Below are 26305 nucleotides of genomic sequence, written 5' to 3'. Positions count from 1 at the left end.
AAATATTAAAATAAAATTAGAGTGTAGAAGCTCGATTATAATATAGTTATTTAAAAAATTATTTTTATATTGTAAATGTCAGGAGGAAGTTTTATGGCTTTTGGTAAAGATTTTTTATGGGGTGGTGCTGTTGCAGCTCACCAAGTTGAAGGTGGTTGGAATAAAGGAGGGAAAGGCCCGAGTGTCGCAGATGTAATGACCGCAGGAGCTCATGGAGTACCGAGAAGGATAACAGATGGAGTGGTTAATGGAGAAAATTATCCTAACCATGAAGCTATTGATTTTTATGGACATTATAAAGAAGATATTGCACTCTTTGCAGAAATGGGTTTTAAATGCTTTAGAACAAGTATTGCGTGGACGAGGATTTTCCCTAAAGGTGATGAATTTGAGCCTAATGAAGAAGGTTTGAAATTTTATGACAATATGTTTGATGAATTATTAAAGCATGGAATTCAGCCTGTTATTACATTAAGTCACTTTGAAATGCCTTATCATTTGGTCAAGAAATATGGAGGATGGAGTAATCGAAAAGTCATTGAATTTTTCGTACGCTATGCAACCACTGTAATGGAGCGTTATAAGAACAAAGTTAAGTACTGGATGACTTTTAATGAAATTAATAATCAGAAAAATACTGTAAATTCTATATTTGCATGGACTTGTTCAGGAATTCAGTTTAAAGAAGGCGAGAATAGAGAAGAGGTAATGTATCAAGCTGTTCATCATGAATTAATTGCTAGTGCATTAGTAGTTAAAAAGGGGCATGAAATAAATCCGGACTTTAAAATTGGATGTATGTGTTCATTTGTTCCCATATATCCTTTCTCCTGCAATCCAGATGATATGATGCTTCAAGTTGAATCAATGCATGATCGCTATTTTTTTGCTGATGTACATTGCAGAGGTCATTATCCTTCTTATGCATTAAAAGAATGGAGTAGAAAAGGGTATGATATCAAGATGGAACTAGAAGATGCTAAAATTTTAGCTGAGGGGACTGTAGATTATTTAGGGTTTAGTTATTATATGTCTGATGTAGTTAAATCAGGAGTTAATGAAGTTAATAAGGATTCGGTAAATGGAGGATCAAGTGCAAGTGTTAGGAATCCACATGTAAAAGCCTCAGATTGGGGATGGCAAATTGATCCTGTTGGTTTAAGATATTCTTTAAATTTATTATATGAAAGATATGAACTTCCATTATTTATAGTGGAAAATGGATTTGGTGCTATTGATGTTAAGGAGGCAGATGGTTCATGTAATGATAATTATAGAATAGATTATTTAAGGGAACATATAAAAGAAATGAAAAAAGCCATTGAATTAGATGGTGTTGATTTGCTTGGATACACTCCGTGGGGATGTATTGATTGTATTTCATTTACTACAGGAGAAATGAAGAAACGTTATGGATTTATATATGTGGATAAAGATAATGAAGGAAATGGAACGTTAGAGAGATCGAAGAAGAAATCATTTGATTGGTATAAGAAAGTAATTTCATCTAATGGCGAAGAAGTTTAAATAATGGACAGAGGTAGGAAGGATTAAGTTTAAAATACTGAGATCATATTAATGGTGCAATTAGAAGAACAACTGTAATTACTTAGATTAGTTAACAGAAGAAAAATATTTTTATGGTTTATATTAATAATCCATATATGATATCCTTTATAAATTTCCTATAGTAAGACATTTGCAAAAATATAAATGAATTAAGAAGATTTACTTTATTGGGAATTTAAACTTATTCTTAGAATGAAATATAACGAAAGAATAATGCAGAAAAATTCAAAATAATTTAAATTAAGAAAATTTAGGAGTAGAAATATACAAAATACTGTGGTAAAATATTACTTATTTTGTTGCATATGCTAATGATAATGGATAGCTTAGGAGGATACTATTATGGAATATAGAAGGTACCTTGAGTGCATAGAAGAGATTTCTTATATATTATTAAAAAATCATAAGGTTTTTAAGGTGAGTCAACAGTTTGCAGAAATTACGGAATATACAACTGCTGACTTGCTTGGAAAAAGTATCGCAGAGATATTTAAAATTCTAAGAGTCGGCCCAAGCGTTGATATAAAAAACATCGCTGAAAAGGCCGACTATTTTTTATTTACTAAATCTCTTGAATTTAGATCAATTTCAATAGAAATAATTAAGGAAGAAGATAGTCAATTATTTATTATTAGAGAAAAACCAAATTCAAGACTTGAAGCTAAACATACATATTTATCGGAATTATGTAAATCAAACTTCGTGGGAGTAGCTGTTTATAGTGTTCCTGATATGATACTTATCAAGGCGAATCAGCAATATTTAGATTTCTTAGAACATCCGTTTAATCAATCATATTATAGTATAGGAAAAAATATAGATAAGATTATATTAGGATGGAGCGGAAGTAAATTAGGAAAGTTTTGGAAGGAAGCTATACTTACAGGAAAAGCAGTTCAAGTAAAAGAATATGAACATATTGGATATGAAAGAGGAATTACATATTGGGATTCCATAATTATTCCAGTTACAGAAGGTGAAAGTATAAAATATGTGGTAAGTAATACATCTGAAGTTACAGAAAAGGTACTTAATAGAAAGAAAGTTGAAGAACAAATTGATGCCATTAACCTTCAAAACAAAGAAATGGAGGCTGTATTTGAAAGTATTCCAAATGGAGTATTCGTTAGATCAAAAGAAGGAGATATACTTCAGCAAAATGAGATATCGAGAAAATTGATTGAACACTCTAATGAGTCAAAGACTTCATATGGAAAAAATAGTGAAGCTAAATACTTTAATGAATCAGGAAAAGAAATTGATATTAAAGACATGCCATCATTTCGCGCTTTGAAAGGTGAGAAAATTAAAAATCAACGTATTACAGTTATAGATAATTGTAAAGAAAGTGTTTTAGATATGAGTTCTTCACCTATTTATGATAAAGAAAATACTGTGTTAATGTCTGTTACCGCATTTGATGATATTACAGAACTTGTAAGTAATGAGAAAAAAATTAGAAATAATAGAGAGCAATTAAAAGCGATTATCGATAACATGTCTGAGGGAGTTGTAGCTATAGGAAAATGCGGCAATCTGGTTATGCTTAATAAAGCAGCAGAGAAACATTTTAATGTTATAAAAATAATTGAAGGAAGAAATAAAAACGATGGTGAAATAAAATATTTTGATATTAATATGAAGGAATTGAATGAGGGAAGTCTTCCGTCAGATAGAATTTTAAGAGGAGAAGTAATTACTGAATATAGAATAATTATAAAGAGATATAGCGAAAATATATATATGTGTATAAGTGGTAATCCTGTATATGATGATAGTGGTAATTTCTTATTTGGAATGATGTGTATGAAAGATATAACGGAAAAAGTTAAACAGGAAAGAATCATAAAATCTCAACATGATTCAGTTTTGCAGGCGGAATTTGAAAGGAATGAAGCATTAGAAAAAACAATAGCTATGAAGGATGAATTTCTTTCCATAATATCTCATGAATTCAGAACACCACTAAATGTAATTAATTCAGCAGTACAAGCTATGGAGTATATTTGCTTTAATGAGTTATCAAATAATACTAAAAAATATTTGGGGATGATAAAACTTAATGCATTTAGGCAATTAAGGCTAGTAAACAATATTCTTGATATAACCAGTTCAAATTTGAAGAGTACCAAAATAAATAAAAAGAATATAGATATTGTTTTTTTCATAGATGCGATTGTTGAAGTTGTAAGATCATATGCTAGTAAAAAAGAAATTGATTTGATATTAGAAACATCATATAAAGAATTTGAGGTGGCTATTGATAATGAAAAATTCGCAAGGATACTTTTAAATCTTCTCTCTAATGCTATTAAATTTACTTCTGATAATAAGAAAATAACTGTACGGTTTAATGCTTTAAAAGAAAATATATTTATAGAAGTAAGCGATGAAGGTATAGGTATTCCAAGTGATAAAATAGATACAATTTTTGAGCAGTTTGGGCAGGTAGATAGTTCTCTATCTCGTCAAGTGGAGGGAACAGGATTAGGATTATCATTAGTTAAGAAATTTGTTGAGGATCTAGGTGGGAGAATTTTTGTAAATAGTAAAGTTAGCAAAGGGAGCGCTTTTATAGTAATGCTACCAAATGAAAAGGTTACCGAAACATATGAGTACAGATCATCAAAAGAGTTTTTTTATAATCATATTTTAGAAGCGACTAGGGTTGAATTTTCTGATATTTATCTATGACCATAAAAGAATTGCAGTAAAACTAATGGAGGAGATTTTTATGTTTATGTATGCATTTTCTATTATAATTGTTGTTGTATCAAATATGATTTATCATATTTGCTCAAAATCAGTTCCGGAGAAGGCTAACCCTTTCTCTTCTTTATTCATTACTTATTTAACTGGAGTAATTGTAGCCGCTATAGCATTTAGATTTTATAAATCAGATAAAGGATTTTTTGAATCCTTTGATGATCTGAATTGGGCAAGTATATTACTAGGGTTCGCTATTGTTGGTCTTGAATTTGGATATATAATGGTATATAGGTCCGGCTGGGATATAAGTATAGGATCTCTAGTATCTAATATTCTTCTTGCACTCATACTAATTCCAGTAGGTATAATTTTTTATAAGGAAGGCTTTAATATAAATAAACTACTAGGAATAATATTATGCATTATTGGACTAATATTTATAAATAAAAAGTAAAAATCAATCACTACAATCTTGTAGTGATTGATTTTTTTGTACTGATTAATATTTGTATAAATAGGATGGTCTAATTGTAGTGCTTATTCACATTAAAATTCATAAATATATTTTATATATACGTTGCAAAAACAATTCTTCATCATAATTCTAAAAAGATTACAAGGATTTTAGCCGCAATTGTGAATTGCAATATATATTTGATAAAAATTTTAATGTGCTAAGGTTATAATTTTAAAAAGGTAATCATATTAAAATACTATGAATTGAAATTTGAAAAATATATTCCTAGAATTTGTGTTGGAAAGTATTTTAATAAAATCAATACTTTAAGTTATATGAATCAAAATCAAGTTATGAAAGAGAGGAATATTTATGTTTCGGAGAAAAAATAAAATATTAGCTGGTATTCTTTCAATGTTACTATCTATATTGCTATTAAACGCTTGTGGAAGTACATCTGCAGAAATACCAACTAATTCATCAGCCGATAATCAATCATCAAGTGGTGAATCTGTATTAAGATATGCTGTAGAATCTTCACCTAAAGGTTTGTTTAGCCCATTGTTATCAAATACAACGTATGATAATAATGTAAATAGCTTGGTATATTCACCATTGATTTTATTGGATGAGAATAATGATTTTAAGCCTGGACTTGCAGATAAATATGAATTTTCAGGTGATAATCTTACTGTGACATTCAATTTAAGAAAAGATGTCAAATGGCATGATGGAGAAGATTTTACAGCAGATGATGTTGCATTTACATTTACTAGTATGGCTGATCCAAAGTATACAGGATCAAGATTCAATGAAATTTCCAAAATAGTTGGTGCGCAGGATTATCACGATGGTAAAGCAGATTCTATAAGTGGAATTAAGGTTATTGATAAATATACCATAAGCTTTACATATTCTAAAGTTTATGCGCCAGCATTATCAAATTTTTCACAACGTGGAATTATTCCGAAGCATATTTGGAGTAAAGTAAATGTTGCTGATTGGGATAAGCAAAGTGATTTGCTTAATAAGCCTGTAGGAACCGGACCATATAAGCTTATAGATTTTAAACCAGACCAATATGTTGAATTAGCTAAAAACGATAGTTATTTTGGAGGAGCTCCTAAAATAGATAAATTTATTTTTAAGGTTGCTAATACAGAAACAGAGCTTTCGGAGTTAGCAAAAGGGGATCTTGATATTGTTGAACTTTCAAGCACAAAAGAAGAAGATTTAAGGATGTTAAAAGATGCAGGTATAAAAATAGAGGAGAAACCAAGTGCGAATTATCAATTTATGACTATGAATAGCAATAGAGATTTCTTTAAAGATAAAAGAGTACGTCAAGCAATCACTTATGCGATAAACAGAAAAGGCATAGTTGATAGTTTACTAGGTGAACATGGACAAGTAATAAATGCACCTATATCTCTAGCTGGATGGGCTTATCCTAAGTCAGGACTTAATACCTATGATTATAATGCAGATAAGGCTAAAGAATTACTAAAAGAAGCTGGATGGATTGAAAATAATGGAGTTCTTGAAAAGGATGGTAAGAAATTTGAAGTGGATTTAATGGTTCCGACAGGAAATAAGGTTCGTGAACAAAGTGCTCCAATTATTCAGCAAAATTTAAAGGATGTAGGTATTATAGTAAATATCAGTACTATGGATGTTGCTTCTGCTATGGCAAAAACTAAAGGACAAGGAGATTATGACATGGGATTATTAGGATTTACCTTAGAAGTTGATCCAGGTGATGCCGATCGTTATTGGTCTTCAAGCATTGCAAATAATTCTCAATTTAATTTTTCGAATTTTATAAATGCTAAAAGTGATGAATTTATAGAAAAGGCTGCAACTACTATTGATCGTAATGAACGTAAAGAAGTTTATGCAAAATGGGGACAATTATTGAATGATGAAGCCCCATATGTATTTTTATATTCACAAAATGCTATTCGTGCTCATAATCCCAAATTGCAAGGATATAAGTACTCAGCATATTCTGTATTTCCAGACATACAAAACTGGACGATTTCAAAATAGTAAGTTACTGCGCAAGAGTGATATAGAAGTGAAATATAAAAATTGAAAATTTGATGTATTGGTTAGGGTAAAAGCCCTAACCGATATGATTTTATAGGAGGAGGTGATCGTTCTGCAAAAATATGTATTTAGACGTTTAATACAAACAATACCTGTATTGATTGGAATTTCTATAATTGTTTTTATGCTTGTAAAGCTGCAACCAGGAGATCCATTTTCATCTATGATGGATCCTAATCTTTCACAAGAAATGAAAGAAAAAATGTTGGAACAATTGGGATACAATGATCCCATATTAATTCAGTATTTTAAGTGGCTAATGCAAGCTTTACAGGGGAATCTTGGATATTCTATTCAATTTAAACAGCCGGTTTTAAATGTTATAGGCAGCCGGCTGGGCAATACAGTTATCTTATCTATATGCTCAATGATTCTTAGTATTTTGATAGCGATTCCATGTGGAGTTATAAGTGCCACAAAACAGTTTACTAAAACTGATTACATTGTCACAGTATTTGCATTTATAGGATTATCTATTCCATCCTTTTTCTTTGGTATGATTTTGATTAAAGTGTTTTCTGTAAATCTAGGATGGCTTCCTATATCGGGTATGGTGACTACAGGCGTTGATTTAACTGGCTTATCATTTGTAATAGATGTTGCAAAGCATATGTTATTGCCGATGATAGTTCTTGCACTAATGAATACGGCTAGTTTAATGCGTTATACACGTTCTGATATGATTGAAATTTTAAAAACAGATTATATACGTACAGCACGTTCAAAAGGAGTTCGGAAGAGGAATGTTATATACCAGCATGCCTTAAAAAATGAATTATTGACTTTAATTACAGTAATAACTATGCAGATACCATCATTATTATCAGGCGCTCTTCTTACAGAGACAATCTTTGTTTGGCCAGGGATTGGAAGGTTGAACTACAATGCTGTTATTAGCAGGGATTATCCACTTATTATGGGCATAGTTATGATGGTTGCAATAATAAGTTTATTTACGAATTTATTGGCAGATATACTTTATGCAGCTGTAGATAAACGTATAGAATTTGATTAAAGGAGGGAAAGTGTGCTAAAACATGCAATTTTAACGAGGTTTCTAAAGAATAAGCTGGCCGCAATTGGCTTTTGTCTTTTAAGTATATTTGTATTAGCAGCGATTTTTGCACCCTTTTTGTCAAGTTATGGGAGAGACTCGATAGATTTAATGAATATAGAAAGTCAACCAAGCTTAAGGCATTTATTTGGAACAGATGAACTTGGAAGAGATGTATTTACTAGATTATTATATGGTGGACGTATTTCATTGGGGATTGCAGTAAGTGCAACTGTTTTGCAGCTGCTAATAGGAGTTACGTTAGGCTGCATCAGCGGATTTTATGGAGGCTGGATTGATAATGCAATCATGCGTATAGTCGATACAATTATGTGTTTTCCTTTCTTTGTGATAGCAATTACAGTTGCTGCGCTAGCTGGACCTAGTGTTTGGAACGTAATTTTGATTATAGGTCTTTTACAATGGACGGGAGTTGCTAGAATTGTAAGAGCTGAAATTCTTTCTATTAAACAAAGTGTATTTATTGAAGCTGCACGAGCTATGGGGCTTAACGGTTTTGAGATTATTATTAATCATTTGCTACCCAATACATTATCACCGGTTATAGTGAATGCTACGTTAGCTGTTGCACAAGGGATTTTAATGGAAGCTGGTTTAAGCTTCTTAGGATTAGGAGTAAAACAGCCTGAGCCAAGCTGGGGGAATATATTATCAGCAGCTCAAAGTATGCGTGTATTGCAATACGAATGGTGGTTTTGGATTCCGGCAGGAGTATTGGTATTTTTATCAGTTCTATCAATTAATTTTGTAGGGGATGGACTTAGGGATGCTCTTGATCCCAAAATGAATATAGGTAGTGTAAAAAATATATGAAAAATCAATCCAACTACCATTTAATGTTAAATTATGTTTGCTAGTTGCCCTTGACACACCTAAAGATAAATGGTCTTAGGCAGTTAAGGACGGGTGAATGATAATTTTGAACATGACTAATAGACCCGCCTATTGAGATATTTTACCATTTATCTTTGTGGGCGTGTCAAGGGTGCGTTTCACCAACTGCTTTAGATCATTAGGCAGTTATTGTACAGTTATTTAGAACAAAGTCTTGAGATAGTTCAATAAATTTGCACCATCTAGTAGGCATGTTGGACATTGACTCTAACTCTTCAAGGATTACAGGAGTTTTGCCTTCAAGGGCAGAATGTGGTCTTAGAAAGTTAAAGTATGCCACAAACATAGTTACAAATGCAACCGACCCGTTAGGACTTCCGAAGCCAGTAGTAGCTCTATAATTGCCTTTAAAGGTTCGGTTAAGACGTTCAATAATTTGCTTCAATGGCCTATATTCTTTTGAAACTTCATCTTTATTGGTTAAGCCTATAACTTGAGTAACATCGAATTTTATACTATGGCTTGCAAAGAAGTGCTGTGCAAGAAGATATATAGGGTTACCATCAGTTATAAGATTAAGATCTTCAGGTATTTCTTTTAACTTACTTAGAACATCATCGATGGCTTTTACAGCCGTTTCGGTATCTCTATGTGGTGATACTCTGTAAGATAGAATAATCTTTTTAACAGCATCAAAAAAGAAGAAAATATAGTTCCACTTACCGTTAACTTTTATGTAGGTTTCATCGCCGCAGAAAGAGTCAGAAAGTTTATAATCGTAGTTATCTATAAATGGCTTAACTACAATTGAAACGGCATTAACATAGTTTAAAATTGCTTGATGAGATATTTTAATATCATGAATATCTTTAAGCAATGCAGCTGTCTTTCTGGAAGATAAACCGTAGTTAACGTAGTAAGTTAGAATGAGTCCTAAGGTGTAAGAAGAAATCATAATGTTTGGAAGAGAAACCTTTGATTTTACCGGACTTTCTTTAGAAAGTGGCTTAAAGTCAAAAGTGAAATCTCTAAATATGTATCTAACTTTGAACTTACCAGGATTCTTCTTAAAATCTTGTTTTTCAGATTTTGTCATTGATTTAAGATTATTTTGGTAAAAAGAGCAATTATCATTCTTACACTTATAAACGTAGAAATCCTTACGCGCCTTGATTCTTTCAAGTGTTTTACTGCAGTGAGGACATCTTAACACTATGGATTTCTGATAGTAATTTTTAGGATTGAATGTGGTATCACAGACTTTGCAAAGATATTGTCCTCGGCCTCCGTTATTATCGTAAAGATAGGTATGTGGAGCACCACACTTAGGACAGATAACATCCTTAGGAGCTAACGCTTTGTTTTTGCGAGGTTTCACAGGAGCAAATTCTTTGCCGTGCTTAAACTCATATTCAGCTATTAGAAGCTTATAGTTAAGTTTTTCGGGAACATCAAAGATTGGTTGATCATCTACTTGAAGCTTTCGGTATTCTTTCTTAACAGGTTCGTCCGAAATGCTTTTAAGCAAGTTTTTGCCAACCAGCAAAGTCATGAGATACTTTATAATTTCAATAAGATAAATTACAGTTTCAAGAAGAAACTTATTAATCATGGTAATAGCTTGCCTCCTTTTTTAGTTCAGTGTTTTTGTTTTGCAAGTATAAAATATCTTAACTTTTTGGGGGTGGCAAGTTATTTATATAAAAAATAAGAAAAATTAAAGGGTTGCTGCCTTAGTTAGATAAAAAACTTTGACAGTACCTGAATATATAGGAGGGGTGCAAATATGGATAAACAAATTCTCCGTATTAATAATCTATCTGTTAGTTTTGGGGAAGGAAAAGATAAAGTAATAGCTGTAGATGATGTAAGCTTTGCTTTTGAGAAGGGCAGAATATTAGGAATTATTGGGGAATCTGGTTGTGGTAAGAGTACTTTAGCTTTATCTATCATGGGACTGCTACCAGATAAGATAAGTAAGATTGAAAATGGAGAAATATTATTTAATGGAAATGATTTAAGTAAGTTTACAGAAAAACAATTTGAATATTTTCGTGGAAATGAAATATCTATGATATTTCAAGAACCAATGACTTCGTTAAATCCAGTATTTAAAATAGGAAGGCAAATAGCAGAGCCGCTAAAGATACATAAAAGTTTGTATGGGAGAGCACTTAAGGAGAAGGTAATTGAGATTCTTAGAGCAGTCCATATTCCAAATCCAGAAAAAGTTTATAATTCTTATCCACACAACTTGAGTGGAGGGATGCGTCAGAGAGTAATGATTGCAATGGCTCTAAGCTGTGAACCAGAAATATTAATCGCAGATGAACCTACAACAGCGCTAGATGTAACTATTCAGGCTCAAATTCTATTTCTATTAAAAGAATTAAATAATAAAGTTAAAATATCTATTTTGTTTATTACCCATGATTTATCGGTAGTTGCTGAAGTCTGTGATGAAGTTATGGTATTGTACGGAGGAAAGGTGGTTGAGCAATGTAATGTATATGAGTTATTCGATAATGCTAGACATCCTTATACTCTTGGATTATTGGAGTCACAACCGCATAGGTGTGAAAGTGGAAAACCTCTAAAAAGTATTGAAGGAATAGTACCATCTTTATCAGATATGCCCTCAGGGTGCCGATTTAGTAATAGATGTTCTAAAAAGTTTTGTGTAAAATGCGAAAGCGAAATTCCACCATTATTTAATATTAGAGATAATCATAAAGTAGCATGTTGGTTATATGAGGAGGGAAAGGATTTTGATTGACACCATTTTAGAGGTAGATCGGATTAGAAAGAAATATGTAATTGAAAAAAGCTTTTTGGGAAGAGAAAAGATTGTTTTAGATGCGGTAAATGATATTTCATTCTCAATAAAAAAGGGAGAATGTTTTGCGTTGGTAGGAGAATCAGGATGTGGAAAGTCTACAACAGCCAGAACTATATTGAAATTAATAGATGCTGATGGTGGAAAAGTAATATTTGAAGATAAGACTTTATTTGATGTTGAAAATAAGAAATCAATTAGTAACAAAGAAATGTGCAGATTAAGAAAAGATATGCAGATTATTTTTCAAGATCCATTTGCTAGTTTAGATAAAAGAATGAAAGTTGGACAAATTATAGCAGAAGGAATTAAGAAACATAGATTGATACATGGGAAAGATGCATTTAATATAGCAGAAGAATACTTAAGGATTTGTGGTATGGATAAAGAAGCTATAAATCGATATCCTCATGAATTTAGTGGTGGTCAACGTCAACGAATAGGAATTGCTAGGGCTTTGGCTGTTCAGCCTAAATTTGTGGTTGCAGACGAACCAGTAGCTGCATTAGATGTTTCTATTCAAGCACAGATTATAAATTTACTGAATGAATTAAAAACACGATATCTACTAACTTTTTTGTTTATATCTCATGACTTAGGCGTTGTAAAATATTTCTGTGATAGAATTGCAGTTATGTATTTAGGGAACATTGTTGAGTTAGCTGAAAAAAAAGATTTATTTGATAATCCGATGCATCCATATACAAAAATGTTACTTGAATCTATGCCGGTTAGTCATCCAAAATTGCGAAAGCAGAGGCTTAGTATAAAAGAATCAGAGATAACATTGAAAGATAGAGAAAATGGGTGTAAATTTTGCAATCGCTGCGTATATGCATATGAGCGATGCAAAAATGAAATTCCTGTTTTTAAAGAAATTGAAGGTGAGCATTTTATTGCATGTCACTTATATGATTGATTGGTAAACTTGATATATCAATCCATTAATTTCATGTATCATTACACCATTTAAAATAGAGGAATTTGAACATTTTTGTGGAAATATAGAATTTATGAAATATATTAAATTTAAAGTAAAAGTTTTTTTATACTAATATGCTGAATTTTCTTGGTTTACAGAATGAAAACGCTGCTTAAACATAAAAATTAGCAATAATATATTCATATTATTATGCAAGAGAGTGAGGTGTAAAATAGGAAGGTACAATCTAGATAATAAGTATCTATCCTATTAAGTGAATGAGTGAAACAGGCATATGTGGTTGGTTATCAAGAGATGGAAAATTTTATGAATGTGGTGAATCTAAACATAATCTTTTAGCATCCAGGTTAGAAAAAGAATTGGGATTAGAAATGTTTGATCAGGAGAAATCAATTTATCTTCATGATACAGCATTGCTAGAGACTCTTGGGTTTATTAAATTTACTCAATCTACCTATGGATTAGTAGGAGATAATTATGACAATCAATTTATGTTATTCTTTGGAAAAAGATTTTCTTATGAACAGCGAAAATGGATGGAAGAAAATATATTAAAGATGTCATCATATCAAAGATCAGAGTGCAGGCAAAGATTAATTTTGGGGTACTAAAATAATCATATAACTATGTACATATTCTTAATGTGCATATGAATGTTATAGAAATTATATATTGGGAATTTGAAATGCATAATTTTTAACTATGCGTATTTTATTAAAATATTCGGGATATATCTAAAAATAAATAAACATAAAAATAGAGCTAGTATCATAGATGTTAGAATACTGGCTCTATTTTCTAATTAACATTATTTAATTGCAATTTTATAATATTGAAAAATAAACATTTAAACCTGTATAGTAAAATATAAATACAATGACTAGATTTTTTGTGTAAAACTGTTTTGTAACATATTTGAAAAAAAGATGAAGTAATATACAATTATGTTATAAGTATTGAAGGGAGGAATAAAATGAAAAGTCTAAGATTAAGAAATATCATTATTTGTACATTGGTTGCAGCGTCGATTACAGCGCTAACCCCAATAGGAGTTTCAGCAGAATGGAAATCTAATTATAAGGGCTGGTGGTATACAGAAGGTAATTCATATGCCATTGGATGGAGAAAGATAGATGGCTTTTGGTATTATTTCTACCAAAATGGATATATGGCACAGAATACTACTATTGATGGATATTACTTGAATTCTAGAGGAGTGTGGATTGACTCAGTAAATACATTAATAGGACAAGAAATATTAAAGAATGTCAGTATTCAAAATCCATCATTTTATATAGAGTGTCCAAGTAGTGGTGTGGATATTAACAACCTAGAAAATATTATTAAAGATGAAATAAGTAAGTTGAAAATCACTAACTCTTATGAAATGTTTAATGTATCTGATTACGATGTAACCATGACAAGTGATGGATCAGGTAATATTGGAATACAGGTTAAATGCAATTATAAAATGACAGCAGGAATGGAAGCAGATTTGGATTCGAAAGTGAGATCTATAGTTGCACAGATTGCTCCAGATAGCATGAGTCAGCCAGACAAAGAACGTGCGATACATGATTGGATAATAAATAATACAAAATATGATCAATCTTTAACTATATATGATCCCTATAATACTCTAATTAAACATACTGGAGTCTGCGAGGGATATTCTCTTTTAGCTCAAAAAATGTTTACTGTTGCAGGAATTAAATCAATGGTTGTAGAGGGTACTGCTGATGGACAGGCCCATGCATGGAACTTGGTTTATATAAATAACAAATGGCGTCATGTGGACTGTACGTGGGATGATCCTGTATCTAATTACGGTGATGTTATACAATACGACTATTATAACTTAACAGACCAAGAAATAAGTGCAGATCATTCATGGGATACTTCAGTTTATCCAAATGCTAATTAGGTATACAATTCAATTTAAATGAAAATATATATTATGCAATATAAAATACTAAATGTTTATGATAGTTCTGATTTAGGTAGTTTATTTTTGCATAATATATTTTAAACAATCTAAAAATCATTAAGTGAATAAGTAAATTCTTGATCTTTAATAATTGTTGAAAATGCAAGACTTAAGTCCCATTATCCCCAAATAGTGCAAGACTAACTTCGGCTAAGATGAATTTACCCTTTCAAACAAGAAATTAACTTTTCATTTTAGAAATAATATAAAAATGTAATATTGACTTAAAGTTAACTTTAAGTGTTAAAGTAAAGTTATAAAAACAAAGGAGTTGAGAGAATGAAATATCAAGCATCAAAAAATAGATATAATGAGATGAAGTATAGTAAATGTGGGGAAAGTGGTTTAAAGCTTCCTATGATATCCTTTGGCCTTTGGCATAATTTTGGAAGCAATGCAGATTATAATAACATGAAAGAATTATGTTTTACTGCTTTTAATAATGGTATAACTCATTTTGATTTAGCAAACAACTATGGGCCAGTTCCGGGAAGTGCAGAAGAAAATTTTGGACGTATTTTAAGAGACGATTTAGCGACATATCGTGATGAATTATTAATTAGTACAAAAGCAGGTTATAAGATGTGGGAAGGGCCTTATGGAGACTGGGGAAGTCGTAAATATATATTAGCGAGTTTGGATCAGAGTTTAAAGCGTATGGGATTGGAATATGTAGATATATTCTATCATCATCGAATGGATCCTGATACTCCATTAGAAGAATCTATGATGGCTCTTGATACAGCTGTAAAAAGTGGAAAAGCACTTTATGCAGGAATTTCGAATTATAATGGAGAGACAATGAAAAAGGCAGCTGCAATTTTAAATGAGTTAAAATGTCCATTTATAATTAATCAAAATAGATACTCTATATTTGATAGAACTATTGAAAACAATGGACTTAAAAGAGCAGCAAAGGAAAGTGGAAAAGGAATTATAGCATTTAGTCCCTTGGCACAAGGAACATTAACAGATAAGTATTTAAATGGAATTCCAGACGATAGCAGAATAAAAGTAGATGGAAGGTTCTTGAAACAAGATATATTGACAGAGAAGAAATTAGATCAAATTAGGAGATTAAATAATATTGCTTTGAATAGAGGGCAAACTCTTGCTCAAATGGCACTTAGCTGGGTATTAAAAGATTCAGAAGTAACAAGTGTACTTATAGGAGCATCAAAACCATCGCAAATTATTGAAAATGTGGGTATAGTTCATAAGATTGAATTCACAGATGAAGAGCTAAGGATGATTGATGAAATAAGTGCTAACTAGGATATGGGTAAAAAATAAGTTTTATGTATACATTTTCTTTTTCTTTCGATTCTAAAAATAGTGATTTTGGCGTATAATGTATCTTAGAAATTTCTAGTATAAGGAGAGAAACTATGAAATATTCTATTATGCCCATTGAGCAGATAAAAGAATTCGTTGTTTTAAATAGCCAAGGTGATTGTACATTATATAAAAGGTTGGAGTTAATATTAAAGCACAGGGAAAATGTTCAAAAGAAGATAGATGAATTAAATAAATATATGGAACATATTAATTACAAGGTTGATTATTTCACCATGGCGTGTGAATTGGGGACTGAAAAGGAACTTAAAAAAGAGCGATATCCAAATCATTTCTATATAAAAGAAGATAAATAATGTGAGTTAAGGAAAAATATTTAGTGATACATAAAATATCAAAAATTAGGAACTCTAGAAATAGGGTTCTTTTTGTTATGGTTTTAAAATTATGATAAAAATACTTAAGAATTCTGATTAAAATGAAAAAAATGTTGCAACTTTATTAAAAATGTATTACTATATAACAGTAAAATCTAAAAGTTCAGATGAAGATAGCGGGAGAGTAATGACTATAGTCATTCACCGAAGAAGTAAATCTTTCAGGTACCTATTTAATTAGAGATGACCGCTATTGGATGAAACCTTGGAGAGACTCGAAAAGAGCACCGAAGGAGAAAGCTGTAAAGGCGAAACTCTCAGGTAAAAGGACAGGGGACAGATAACATATCTTATCAAAGTAATATATTATAGATTACTTCATTTAGATCTTATCTATTCCCATTTATATCTCAAATCACAAAATATTTATATTAGTAAAGGGCTTTTTAGTACATGCCTTTTAACTAAGATGGAGGGATAAAATGGATCAATTAAAATCAGAAAATCAAAACTTATCAAGAGGACTAAAAAATCGTCATGTTCAATTACTCGCAATTGGAGGAGCAATCGGTACTGGATTATTCCTTGGTTCAGGAAGGTCTATTCACTTAGCAGGACCATCTATATTGTTTGCGTATATGATAACAGGAATAATTTGTTTTTTTATTATGCGTGCCCTTGGGGAATTATTACTTTCTAATTTAAACTATCATTCATTTGTAGATTTTGTATATGATTATTTAGGAGAGAGAGCAGCATTTATTACTGGATGGACTTACTGGTTTTGTTGGATTTCACTTGCGATGGCGGATGTAACTGCTGCAGGTCTTTATATACAATACTGGTTCCCGAATGTAGCTCAATGGGTTCCAAGTCTTATAATTCTTATCGTTTTATTGATTATGAACCTTACAGCAGTAAAGTTATTCGGCGAAATGGAGTTCTGGTTTGCTTTAATTAAAGTTGTTGCAATTTTAGCTCTAATTATAATAGGTATATTTATGGTTATTAAAGGATTTTCTACAGATGCTGGTGCAGCTAGCTTTACAAATCTTTGGAGTCATGGCGGATTGTTTCCAAAGGGTGCAACTGGATTTATTCTTTCATTCCAAATGGTTGTGTTTGCTTTTACTGGAATTGAATTAGTAGGACTTACAGCTGGTGAAACAGAAGATCCAGAACGTGTTATTCCAAAGGCTATTAATAATATTCCGATTAGAATTATTATTTTCTATGTTGGAGCACTTTTTATTATCATGAGCATATATCCATGGACTTCAATTAATCCGGATAAAAGTCCATTTGTTCAAGTGTTTTCAGCAGTGGGAATTGCTGCAGCAGCAAGTATTGTAAATTTCGTTGTATTAACATCAGCTGCTTCTGCATGTAACAGCGGCATCTTCAGTACAAGCCGTATGGTTTATTCTCTTGCAAAAGAAGGTAATGCGCCAGAGTCGATGAATAAATTAACTTCTAATCAAGTACCTGCTAATTCCACAATGTTTTCAGCAATTGTTATCTTGATTTCAGTTATTTTGAATTACATTATGCCAGAAGGAGTATTTGTTCTAATTACAAGTATATCAACATTTTGTTTTATCTTTATTTGGGCAATTATTGTTGTTTGCCATTTGAAATATCGCAAAACTAATCCTGAACTTGCAGCTAAGAACAAATTTAAAATGCCACTTTACCCAATTATGAACTATATAATCCTAGCATTTTTAGCTTTTGTTATAATTACATTAGCATTTAATAATGAAACTCGTGTAGCTCTATTTGTAACACCTGTATGGTTCATTATGCTTTGGTTGATTCATAAAGGACTTAAATCAAAAGCAGAAACAAAAGAAGTTGTTAAAAGAAATTTGGCATAAGATTTTAATGCTGTGATAAATCTGTTAAAGAATCATGGTTTTGATATAACAGCTATTTCTAATAAGTCTGATTATATTAATTTTATGTTTTATAAAGTATAACTTTAAGAAATATTTAAGATAAAAGATAATAAACCACTTTATTCTAAATTAATCAGAATAAAGTGGTTTATTATATTGTTAACAATACATCTAAGTTTGAATTAGTCTTGATACTCAGATAATTGTTGGCATGCAGAATTAAGAGAGTTTATTGCTTGTTGAATTTTATTCTTATTATCTTGTTTTTCTGCAGAGCTAAGTGCTTGTTGTAGTGAGTTAATAGTATCTTTACAAGAAGAGACGCTTTGATCAACATATTGTTTAGCTGTTCCTGGCATATTTAACACCTCCTATATAAATCATTCGAAGTTAGTATTTGCATAACTTAATTAAATATACGGAGTTAAGAGGATGAATTTGAATTGTAAATATTACCATGATTTTTTACGTAGTTGTGTTGTTATGATATGGATCCCAAAGAAAAGGTAGAGATTGCTTCAGGGAAATAGCTGCAGGTGATACTGCGCTGACATTAGCGATAAAAATGGTGGACGAATTGTAAACTAGTAATGATACTTTTTTCTATTAATTCTTGAATTTTTTCTAGATGATCAACTTTAAATATCTCAATATATTTCTAATTATAGAATATATTTCTCTACATAATCCCTGTATTATTTGAAAGCGAAAAAGTATACAAAAGTATAATATACAACAAATGAAAATAACTTTAGAATAAGAAATGTAACTTAGTACATAGGGGGATAAAAATGTTGAAAAAAATATTAAGAACATTAGCAGCTTTAACTATATTTACGTTTATTCCAATTATCTCATATGCTTATGATTCAATAGGTGTTCCAGGAATAAATTGGACTAAAGGTTCGAAGACTGTAAATGTAGGAACTGACTTAGCGAAATTAAATCTGCCTAGTGAGTACATTTTTGCGGATGGAGAAGATACAAAGGAATTAATGGCAGCAGTTAAACCTAAGTTAGAAAATATTATTAAAAATTATGCTTATAAAGAAGGAAAAATATACTCAGGCTACATAAAAGGTGATAAAGTAGCGGAAGTAGGATTGGCAGCACTAATTGTTGGAGGTACAGTGTCTAAGACAGGTTTGCTTAACAAAATACTAATAATATTTAAGAAAGCATGGATATTTGTTTTAGCCGGTATAGTAGGTCTATTTGGTAAAGTGATAAGGGTATTTAGGAAAAAGCCATATATACATGATGAAACTGAATTGAATTCGGATAAAATTTTATTTAAAGAAAATTCTGAAGCAGATATAAGAGGTTGATATATAGTTAAGATTAATAGATTCTTAAATTAAAAATGATATAAAAAATACTAAATTTACACTTATTTTTCTTAGTCTAGATATAAGCAGTACTTATTGAAATTGAGAATCTCTATGATATAATATTTAAGTGGAAATTTGTAAAAATAAAACATTAGATACTTTATTTTTAAAGTTTTACAAAAAATAAAAAAGGGGTAAAATTTAAAATGAAAATTAATAAAAAAATTGTATTAATGCTAATTACTTTATTATGTATAGGAATTATACTGACAACAGCTGGATGCAGCAAAAAACCAACTGCTAGTGAAAGTGGAAAGTTCTTTTTCAACTTTTTAATAAAACATGATAAAACAGATATAGGTAAGTTTGGCATTAAAGAAGATGATGCTAATAACATAATCAAGACTCAAATGGATGCAACTAAAAACCAAACTAGAATGAATTTTACTAAGGCTGGGATTCTTATTTCAGATGAAGAATTGGACAAGATAACAGAAGCTCAATATAACGCATTAAAGTCATTAGATGCAACTGTTGAGGCAGGTTCTGAAAATGGAAGTGAAGCAACAATAACAATAACAACACCATACATTGATTTTAATGCAATGGATACCAAAGCAACTAATGATGCACAGGATTCAACCATTGCCTTAGGCATTACTGATCAAAAAGAAGCAATTAATAAATTTAAAGATAAATATATAGAAAATTTATTAGCTGAATTAGGTAGCGCTAAACCTTCATCTGAGACCAATAAGGGTACCTATAAATTTAAGAAGGATGCACAATCTGGGCTATGGGTACCAGATATGAAAGCAGAAGAATTCGGTGAACAATTAGTTAAATTAGCAGAAAAATAGAACTAGATTTGTATATTGATTAACTTATAACTTTGAATTTAAGTTGTATATTTTTTCTGGCAAAATTAAATTAATAAATAACTAAGAAAAATTACCTTTAAAAATAATTTGTATGAATTTTATTATTTGCAAATATTCCAACATAAAATAAAAGTACATGTGAAGATTTACTAAAAGTAACTTATTCCCATGTACTTTTATTGGTATATGGAAAAAACTTTATTGTATGGATAGTTAGAAGGCAAAGAAGGATTTGTTATAGGAAATGAGTAGAAATAAAAGCCATAAGTAAATTTATGTAAATTTACCTATGGCCATTAAATAAAGAATATAACAGTATAACTCACACTAATATGGATAACTTAGTATCTAATTATAATCTTTCGACCATAATTAAACAGTGCAATACCCATATTAATATTTTGTTCGACTAAATAAGATACTTACACGACCATATATAATCTTTTGACTATATATGATTATTACACTACCAAATATAATCTTAGCTTGACCTTATAAGATAAGTTGGAATCTTATTATAATAAAATTAATCTACTATAATAAGACTTTTCCTAACCCTATAAAATCGCATCTAATCTTAATACAAGTCTTTTGACTTGTATTAAATTCTGAAAAACAAATATATTGTTTTTCAAACATATTTGTTTGCTTAACTGTTATATCCTTTATGATATTAGCATATCCTAAAGGATATATTTGATACTATGAAATTCATGGTAGGGTTATATAAATTTTATTTTTATATCAAAAGATTGTATAAAAAAAGTATTTTATTAGATAGAATACGCTTATTATAAAAAATATAATATGTTATTATGGAAGTAGATGAAATAATTTGCAGAAAAGTAGAAGGTGATAGACTTGATAGATTTTGATTACAGAGGATTGACCGGAGATATCATTACAAAAGAGGAATTTAGTTATGAAGAAGAACGAAAAGCTTGGAATAGAGCTATAGAAAAATATCCATTAGCAATTGTATATTGCCATACTAATGATGATATCATAAATGCAATAACTTGGGCTAAATTGCATTCAGTAGAAATTAGAATAAGGTCAGGCAGACATCACTACGAGGGATATTCAATAGGGAATGATGCTTTGGTCATTGATATTAGTAAAATGAATGCGATTATTGTAGATGAAGAAATAGGAATAGTAAAAATACAAGGCGGAGTTAGGAATAGGGAACTTTACGAGGTTTTGGGAGAACTAGGCTATCCATTTCCAGGAGGAGGATGTCCAACGGTTGGGGTTTCTGGACTAACTTTAGGCGGCGGATGGGGTTATTCAAATAGATTACTTGGATTAGCCTCTGATAACTTACTTGAAATTGAATTGATAGACTATAAGGGGGAAAGAATAGTTGCTACAGATAAATCTAATACAGACTTGTTTTGGGCTTTAAGAGGTGCTGGTGGAGGAAATTTTGGAGTAGTTACTAGCATGATATTTAAACTTCCTGAGAAAATTAAGATGGCAACTTTAATAGATATAGATTATATAGGTGCTGATGATCATGAGATATTAGATATATTTGAGACTTGGACACATTTATATATGAGTTTAAATAAAAGAGTTAATTTAAAGATGGGGATATATAATTCAAAAATAAAAGGAAGAGGAGTCAGAATTACAGGAATATTATATGGTACCAGAGAAGAGGCAGATGTAATTTTAGGCGACTTTAAGAATATTTCTAAAAAAGGAGTATTTGATTTTAACTATACTTCAGTCTTAGATGTAAATAGAAGAATTCAAGATAGTCATCCTCCATATGAAAAATATAAATCGGCAGGAAGATTCGTATATAAGGATTATAGTAGAAGTGAAATGAAAAAAATCATAGAACTTGTTGAAGAGAGGGCTAAAGGTGCAGTATATGCAGCTGTTTCTCTATATGGATTAGGTGGAGCAATTATGGAAAAAGATAAAAATGATACAGCTTTTTATTATAGAGATGCGAAATTTATAATGGGACTTCAATCTGTTTGGGAAGAAGCTGAATGTGCACCTATGAATATAGAATGGGTTAAAGAAAAGCTTGAATACATAAATAGTATAACAACAGGTTCATATATTAATTTTCCATGTGCAGATATTGAGGAATATGAAAAAGAGTATTATGGCGAAAATTTAGAGAAATTAAGAGAAGTTAAATTGAAATATGATCCGTATGAGGTGTTTAAGTTTCCTCAAGGAATACGAATTGGAATCAGGCAAAATTTAAATTAAAGAAATTACTTATAATAAAAGATTATTTGGAAGCGAAAAAAGACTATGTATAGGAAAGAATTGTTTTAAACTTATACATAGTCTTAAGTTTTTTATACTATTTTCAAAAAGAAGATATTAAATAATTTTGTGTACATTTAAAATATCTTGAAAAATATTTTTCCAATAAGACTTTATATTGAATTATATTACATAATTTGCTAAGATTTATACATAGAAATAAATTAAATTTTAAATGCAAATGCAAAGTTTTTCTGATTTTAATGGGAGGATATTATTGTTTAAACATTAATGTATTATTATGTAATATTTTAGGAGGTAATTATTTGGTTAATTTTGAGATGGAGATTAAAAAAATAAATCCAATCAATATAAAGGAAATGGAATTGAATAGATATAAGATTAATAATGACATTAAGAAATCCATTATTCTATATAATTCGGCAATAGGAGAAATAAAAAAAAGCAACTTTGAGTTGGCTGTAAATGATTTGAAAAAAGCTTTATCTTATAATAAGGGGTTCTCAGATGCAATTAAGCTTATTGGATTGTGCTATGTTAGCATGAAGCAATATAGAAATGCAGAAAAGGTCTTTAAGAAACTCAAAAAATACGCTATATACGATAGTTTAGCAAATGATTATATACAAAGCCTAAAAATAAAATCATCTAGAGGAAGAAATGTAAATAATATGGAGGTTATAAATCATATTAATAGTGATATATGGAATGAGTACTCTACAAAACCAAAGCGTTCGACAGGGAAAATAATTATGGTTATATTAAGCACATTAATCATTATGGGCGGTATTGTAATGAATTATTTTTATCCAAAGTTTATTCAGATAGCAATAGCGAAGGTTCCTATCGAAACTCAAGAATTTTTGCATAAGCTTAGTATAAATAATAAACTAATAGTAAAGCAAGAGGAAGTTGATAAAGATCAGAACAAAGTAGATGATTCGTTAGAAGAGAACATGGTAAATCTTGAAAGTAGTGAGAAAGCTAAAATAGATTCAGAAGATCAGAAAATAAAAAGCGATAGCTATAAAGATAGTATCGTGGGTATGCTAAATGATGCTGAGAAATCAATTGGAGATGGAAAATATGAAATGGCAGCTGAGGATTTAATAAATTTGAAGAATGAAAATTTTGATAATGATACGAAAGTGAAGTATGATAAATTGTGGCAAGATTTAAAAATAAGTGGAATCTGGCCTATATACAATGATGGAAATAAGCTATATAAACAAAAAAAGTATGCGGAAGCACTTCCTAAATTAAAAATGACTTCACAAATTGATTCTGACATAGATATTATGCCTTGGTTAATGTATCAAATAGGAACATGCTATAAAGAGACAAATGATTATTCAAATGCTCTTACATATTTTAGGCAGGTAAAAGATAAATATCCCAAAACTGAGTATGCTTCATATGCAGATTATAGTATAAAGGAAATGGGCAATTAGATGGATTTGTTTCTGAAAAAATAGTGACTTTTATATAATTAATTTTAGAAAAAATTTAATAAGAATAATTATAATTAAAACGTGCTGTATTAGATTAAATAGTCTATACAGCACGTTTTATCACTGCCTTTAAAGAATAATAAATAAAAATTACACAAAAGTGGGATAATTGTATATAATTATATAATATTGTATTATATAGGTAGAGGCGTTTTAATAATCTAATAAAAAATAAGATTAAGTGAAATTAGCCTTTAACCTCATGATTATATGAGACAGTATTATTGACATATTTTTTAGATTGTATATGGATTGGAGAGTGGTACTTTTGTATTCTATTATTATAGTAGAGGATGATTCTATACAAAGAGACATTTTAAAGAGAATGATATTATCTGTATGTGACTTTGTAGAAATTTATGAGGCTGATAGCGAGATGTCAGCATTAGAAATAATTTTGAATAATGATATTAATATGTTTTTAATAGACATCAGTTTAAAACAATCTTCAGGATTGGATCTTGCTATGAAGATTAGAAGCATAGCTAAATACGAATTTAGGCAAATCATATTTTTAACAACACACATGGAATATATAACCCAAGCATTTAAACAAACCCATTGTTATGACTATATTGTAAAACCATATGATAAAAATGATGTACAAGCTATGTTGAATAAGATTATTCTTAATGAAACAAGTGATTTGAATAACAAAGTTGATAATTATAGCAAGGAAAAAGATAAAGAGATTGTAATCACATTAAAAAATGGCGTGTACGTTGGAATAAAGGTAAATGATATTATATTTATAGAAGTTGATGGTAAAAACTGCGATATTAATACTTACAATGGAGTTTATACTGCATATAACATAAGTTTAAAAAAAATATTGCAGTTAATTGATAGCAATTATATAGTTCAAAGCCATAGAGCATTTGCAATAAACACGAATTATATATACAAAATAGAAAAACTAGACGTTAAACTTAGTGAAGTATATTTTAATGAATGCAGCAAGACAGCATTTTTAGGATACAAATTTAAAAATAGCATTATGTCTGAATTTAAAAAAGGAAAAGTGATAATATGTTAAATAGTTTTATTATAAATAGCTTGGATACATTTAATATAATTTATTTATGGGCAGCTTTAAATAAGAAAAATAATAATATAGCTAAACTGTTATCTATTATACTTATCGTATCTATTTTAACCACAATTGTTGAACAATTAGGAGTAAACTTTATTATTACATATATAATGATTGTTGTAGTAATTAAAGCCATATACAAGATAGGTTTAAAAGAAATTATATTAGGATTTCTTTTTGTATTACTTGTAGAGATTAGCTTACAGTTAATGCTTTCTTTAATTGTCGATAAACTTTTTTATAATAATAATTTTGGAATAATAATTATAGAATTAATAACATTAATTTGCATAATCATTTTTTCAAAAGTAAGCTTTTTAAATAAGACATTTTCTTTTGAAAAGATAGATAGTAATATTTTAATTTATCTAATTTTAACATGTGGAATATATGCTGTGGTTTTTAAAATTATTTGGAATTATGACAATAAAATGATTTTAAATAACTTATTTATTGCAACATTAATATTGAGTGTATTAGTAATTTCTCAGATTTTAACATATTTATATATTATGAAAGTAATAAGGGAAAAAGAAAAGTTAAAACTGTCTAATGAATATAATGCCGTCATTGATGAAATAATCCAAGAGATAAAACAAAGGCAGCATGATTTTATTAATTATAAAAATACAATAAGAGGGATAGTAGAAGTTGTAGATAATAAGGATCTGAAATCAGCAATTACTAATTATATCAAAGATGAAGATACGTATGATAATAAAGTAAATGAACTTATATACATTGATAATATAGTTGTAAGATCTATAATATACAGAAATATATGCAAAGCAAAAAAAGATAATGTTAATTTCCAATACAAGATAGAAAATAATGTTTTAGATAATATATTGAGTTATCATGAAATATCTAATGTACTAAATAATTTATTAAATAATGCATTTGATGAGGTAATGAAGGAAAAATGTATTAAAAAAAATATTGAAGTTAGAATTTTAAATGAAAAAAATGCATCTCATTTAATAGTTAAAAATCAAATAGTAAATTCTAGTGATCTTAATTTAAATGAGATGTTTACAAGAGGTTATTCTACTAAAAATATAGGTACAAGAGGTTATGGATTGTACAATGTACAACAAATAATTAACTCACATAAAGGATATATAAAAATCAACTTCGAATATG

21 protein-coding genes and 1 riboswitch (1 of these 22 only partly in view) are annotated in these 26305 nt (G+C 29.7%); of the genes, 19 read left to right on the top strand and 2 right to left on the bottom strand.

The genetic code is table 11. The features are described 5' to 3' along the window. The first annotated feature begins 93 nt into the window (after window positions 1-93). From PZA12_RS19375 to opp4C, 6 genes are all read left to right on the top strand, one after another. Window positions 94-1527, top strand: coding sequence for a 6-phospho-beta-glucosidase (locus PZA12_RS19375; protein WP_078114735.1), 1434 nt, complete (start codon window positions 94-96; stop codon window positions 1525-1527). A gap of 384 nt (window positions 1528-1911) precedes the next feature. After that, window positions 1912-4263 carry a sensor histidine kinase gene (locus tag PZA12_RS19370; protein WP_078114736.1) on the top strand — a complete coding sequence of 784 codons (2352 nt, stop codon included), beginning with the start codon at window positions 1912-1914 and terminating at the stop codon, window positions 4261-4263. Between the two features lie 40 nt (window positions 4264-4303). After that, window positions 4304-4732, top strand: a complete 429-nt coding sequence (locus PZA12_RS19365; RefSeq protein WP_041899076.1) for an EamA family transporter — start codon at window positions 4304-4306, stop codon at window positions 4730-4732. A gap of 375 nt (window positions 4733-5107) precedes the next feature. After that, window positions 5108-6784, top strand: coding sequence for a peptide-binding protein (locus tag PZA12_RS19360; RefSeq protein WP_078114737.1), 1677 nt, complete (start codon window positions 5108-5110; stop codon window positions 6782-6784). A gap of 103 nt (window positions 6785-6887) precedes the next feature. After that, window positions 6888-7859: an ABC transporter permease gene (locus PZA12_RS19355; protein WP_078114738.1), complete on the top strand. Its 972-nt coding sequence runs from the start codon at window positions 6888-6890 to the stop codon at window positions 7857-7859. A gap of 12 nt (window positions 7860-7871) precedes the next feature. Further along, window positions 7872-8732: an oligopeptide ABC transporter permease gene (gene opp4C, locus PZA12_RS19350; RefSeq protein ID WP_103699208.1), complete on the top strand. Its 861-nt coding sequence runs from the start codon at window positions 7872-7874 to the stop codon at window positions 8730-8732. Window positions 8733-8931: 199 nt separating this feature from the next. Here opp4C and PZA12_RS19345 read toward each other — a convergent pair whose 3' ends face one another. Then, a complete protein-coding gene (locus PZA12_RS19345; RefSeq protein ID WP_168983577.1) occupies window positions 8932-10365 on the bottom strand; it encodes a DDE-type integrase/transposase/recombinase in 1434 nt (477 codons plus the stop codon). Between the two features lie 174 nt (window positions 10366-10539). Here PZA12_RS19345 and PZA12_RS19340 point away from each other — a divergent pair, with 174 nt between their 5' ends. The 7 genes from PZA12_RS19340 to PZA12_RS19310 all read left to right on the top strand — a co-directional run bounded on the left by PZA12_RS19340 (window position 10540) and on the right by PZA12_RS19310 (window position 18069). Beyond that, window positions 10540-11529 carry an ABC transporter ATP-binding protein gene (locus tag PZA12_RS19340; protein WP_078114740.1) on the top strand — a complete coding sequence of 330 codons (990 nt, stop codon included), beginning with the start codon at window positions 10540-10542 and terminating at the stop codon, window positions 11527-11529. Continuing rightward, the gene (locus PZA12_RS19335; RefSeq protein WP_078114741.1) at window positions 11522-12508 is read left to right on the top strand and encodes an ABC transporter ATP-binding protein; all 987 of its coding nucleotides are present in this window, start codon (window positions 11522-11524) and stop codon (window positions 12506-12508) included. Before PZA12_RS19340 ends, PZA12_RS19335 begins: the two co-directional genes overlap by 8 nt. Window positions 12509-12789: 281 nt before the next feature. Next, window positions 12790-13143 (top strand): hypothetical protein, encoded by a 354-nt coding sequence (locus tag PZA12_RS19330; RefSeq protein WP_012060134.1) that lies wholly within the window; start codon window positions 12790-12792, stop codon window positions 13141-13143. A gap of 362 nt (window positions 13144-13505) precedes the next feature. Further along, entirely contained in the window at window positions 13506-14456 is a 951-nt protein-coding gene (locus PZA12_RS19325; RefSeq protein ID WP_041899063.1) for a transglutaminase domain-containing protein, read from the top strand. Between the two features lie 342 nt (window positions 14457-14798). Next, window positions 14799-15794 carry an L-glyceraldehyde 3-phosphate reductase gene (gene mgrA, locus PZA12_RS19320; RefSeq protein ID WP_078114742.1) on the top strand — a complete coding sequence of 332 codons (996 nt, stop codon included), beginning with the start codon at window positions 14799-14801 and terminating at the stop codon, window positions 15792-15794. A gap of 113 nt (window positions 15795-15907) precedes the next feature. Beyond that, complete coding sequence (locus PZA12_RS19315; protein ID WP_241415092.1) at window positions 15908-16171, top strand: hypothetical protein; 264 nt, start codon at window positions 15908-15910, stop codon at window positions 16169-16171. A gap of 276 nt (window positions 16172-16447) precedes the next feature. After that, window positions 16448-16535: riboswitch (glycine riboswitch) on the top strand. Window positions 16536-16674: 139 nt separating this feature from the next. Beyond that, window positions 16675-18069, top strand: coding sequence for an amino acid permease (locus PZA12_RS19310; RefSeq protein ID WP_078114743.1), 1395 nt, complete (start codon window positions 16675-16677; stop codon window positions 18067-18069). 203 nt (window positions 18070-18272) lie between these two features. Here the strand turns inward: PZA12_RS19310 and PZA12_RS19305 are convergent, their stop codons facing one another. Next, on the bottom strand, window positions 18273-18449 hold the full coding sequence (locus PZA12_RS19305; RefSeq protein ID WP_171772376.1) for a hypothetical protein: 177 nt from the start codon (window positions 18447-18449) through the stop codon (window positions 18273-18275). A 432-nt stretch (window positions 18450-18881) separates the two neighbouring features. Between PZA12_RS19305 and PZA12_RS19300 the strand changes: the two genes are divergently transcribed. The 6 genes from PZA12_RS19300 to PZA12_RS19275 all read left to right on the top strand — a co-directional run. Beyond that, entirely contained in the window at window positions 18882-19418 is a 537-nt protein-coding gene (locus PZA12_RS19300) for a DUF2167 domain-containing protein (RefSeq protein ID WP_078114744.1), read from the top strand. A 209-nt stretch (window positions 19419-19627) separates the two neighbouring features. After that, on the top strand, window positions 19628-20281 hold the full coding sequence (locus PZA12_RS19295; protein ID WP_026888620.1) for a hypothetical protein: 654 nt from the start codon (window positions 19628-19630) through the stop codon (window positions 20279-20281). Window positions 20282-21163: 882 nt separating this feature from the next. Further along, complete coding sequence (locus PZA12_RS19290) at window positions 21164-22537, top strand: FAD-dependent oxidoreductase (RefSeq protein ID WP_078114745.1); 1374 nt, start codon at window positions 21164-21166, stop codon at window positions 22535-22537. A 326-nt stretch (window positions 22538-22863) separates the two neighbouring features. Next, window positions 22864-24009, top strand: a complete 1146-nt coding sequence (locus tag PZA12_RS19285) for a tetratricopeptide repeat protein (protein WP_078114746.1) — start codon at window positions 22864-22866, stop codon at window positions 24007-24009. 328 nt (window positions 24010-24337) lie between these two features. After that, window positions 24338-25105 (top strand): LytR/AlgR family response regulator transcription factor, encoded by a 768-nt coding sequence (locus PZA12_RS19280; RefSeq protein ID WP_078114747.1) that lies wholly within the window; start codon window positions 24338-24340, stop codon window positions 25103-25105. Continuing rightward, window positions 25099-26305, top strand: partial view of an ATP-binding protein gene (locus tag PZA12_RS19275; protein WP_078114748.1) — the 5' portion only. It continues 59 nt past the right edge of the window; only the first 1207 of its 1266 coding nucleotides appear in the window; its start codon is at window positions 25099-25101; its stop codon lies off the right edge, out of view. Before PZA12_RS19280 ends, PZA12_RS19275 begins: the two co-directional genes overlap by 7 nt.

The organism is Clostridium beijerinckii (genome assembly GCF_036699995.1).
Taxonomy (GTDB): Bacteria; Bacillota; Clostridia; order Clostridiales; family Clostridiaceae; genus Clostridium; species Clostridium helianthi.
This window is presented reverse-complemented; position numbering and strand designations above follow the sequence as displayed.

What these genes read in the sequence shown, in the direction of transcription:
- PZA12_RS19375 (WP_078114735.1), top strand. Translation starts at nt 94, where the DNA reads ATGGCTTTTGGTAAAGATTTTTTATGGGGTGGTGCTGTTGCAGCTCAC.
- PZA12_RS19370 (WP_078114736.1), top strand. Translation starts at nt 1,912, where the DNA reads ATGGAATATAGAAGGTACCTTGAGTGCATAGAAGAGATTTCTTATATA.
- PZA12_RS19365 (WP_041899076.1), top strand. Translation starts at nt 4,304, where the DNA reads ATGTTTATGTATGCATTTTCTATTATAATTGTTGTTGTATCAAATATG.
- PZA12_RS19360 (WP_078114737.1), top strand. Translation starts at nt 5,108, where the DNA reads ATGTTTCGGAGAAAAAATAAAATATTAGCTGGTATTCTTTCAATGTTA.
- PZA12_RS19345 (WP_168983577.1), bottom strand. Translation starts at nt 10,365, where the DNA reads ATGATTAATAAGTTTCTTCTTGAAACTGTAATTTATCTTATTGAAATT.
- PZA12_RS19340 (WP_078114740.1), top strand. Translation starts at nt 10,540, where the DNA reads ATGGATAAACAAATTCTCCGTATTAATAATCTATCTGTTAGTTTTGGG.
- PZA12_RS19330 (WP_012060134.1), top strand. Translation starts at nt 12,790, where the DNA reads ATGAGTGAAACAGGCATATGTGGTTGGTTATCAAGAGATGGAAAATTT.
- PZA12_RS19325 (WP_041899063.1), top strand. Translation starts at nt 13,506, where the DNA reads ATGAAAAGTCTAAGATTAAGAAATATCATTATTTGTACATTGGTTGCA.
- mgrA (WP_078114742.1), top strand. Translation starts at nt 14,799, where the DNA reads ATGAAATATCAAGCATCAAAAAATAGATATAATGAGATGAAGTATAGT.
- PZA12_RS19315 (WP_241415092.1), top strand. Translation starts at nt 15,908, where the DNA reads ATGAAATATTCTATTATGCCCATTGAGCAGATAAAAGAATTCGTTGTT.
- PZA12_RS19310 (WP_078114743.1), top strand. Translation starts at nt 16,675, where the DNA reads ATGGATCAATTAAAATCAGAAAATCAAAACTTATCAAGAGGACTAAAA.
- PZA12_RS19305 (WP_171772376.1), bottom strand. Translation starts at nt 18,449, where the DNA reads ATGCCAGGAACAGCTAAACAATATGTTGATCAAAGCGTCTCTTCTTGT.
- PZA12_RS19300 (WP_078114744.1), top strand. Translation starts at nt 18,882, where the DNA reads ATGTTGAAAAAAATATTAAGAACATTAGCAGCTTTAACTATATTTACG.
- PZA12_RS19295 (WP_026888620.1), top strand. Translation starts at nt 19,628, where the DNA reads ATGAAAATTAATAAAAAAATTGTATTAATGCTAATTACTTTATTATGT.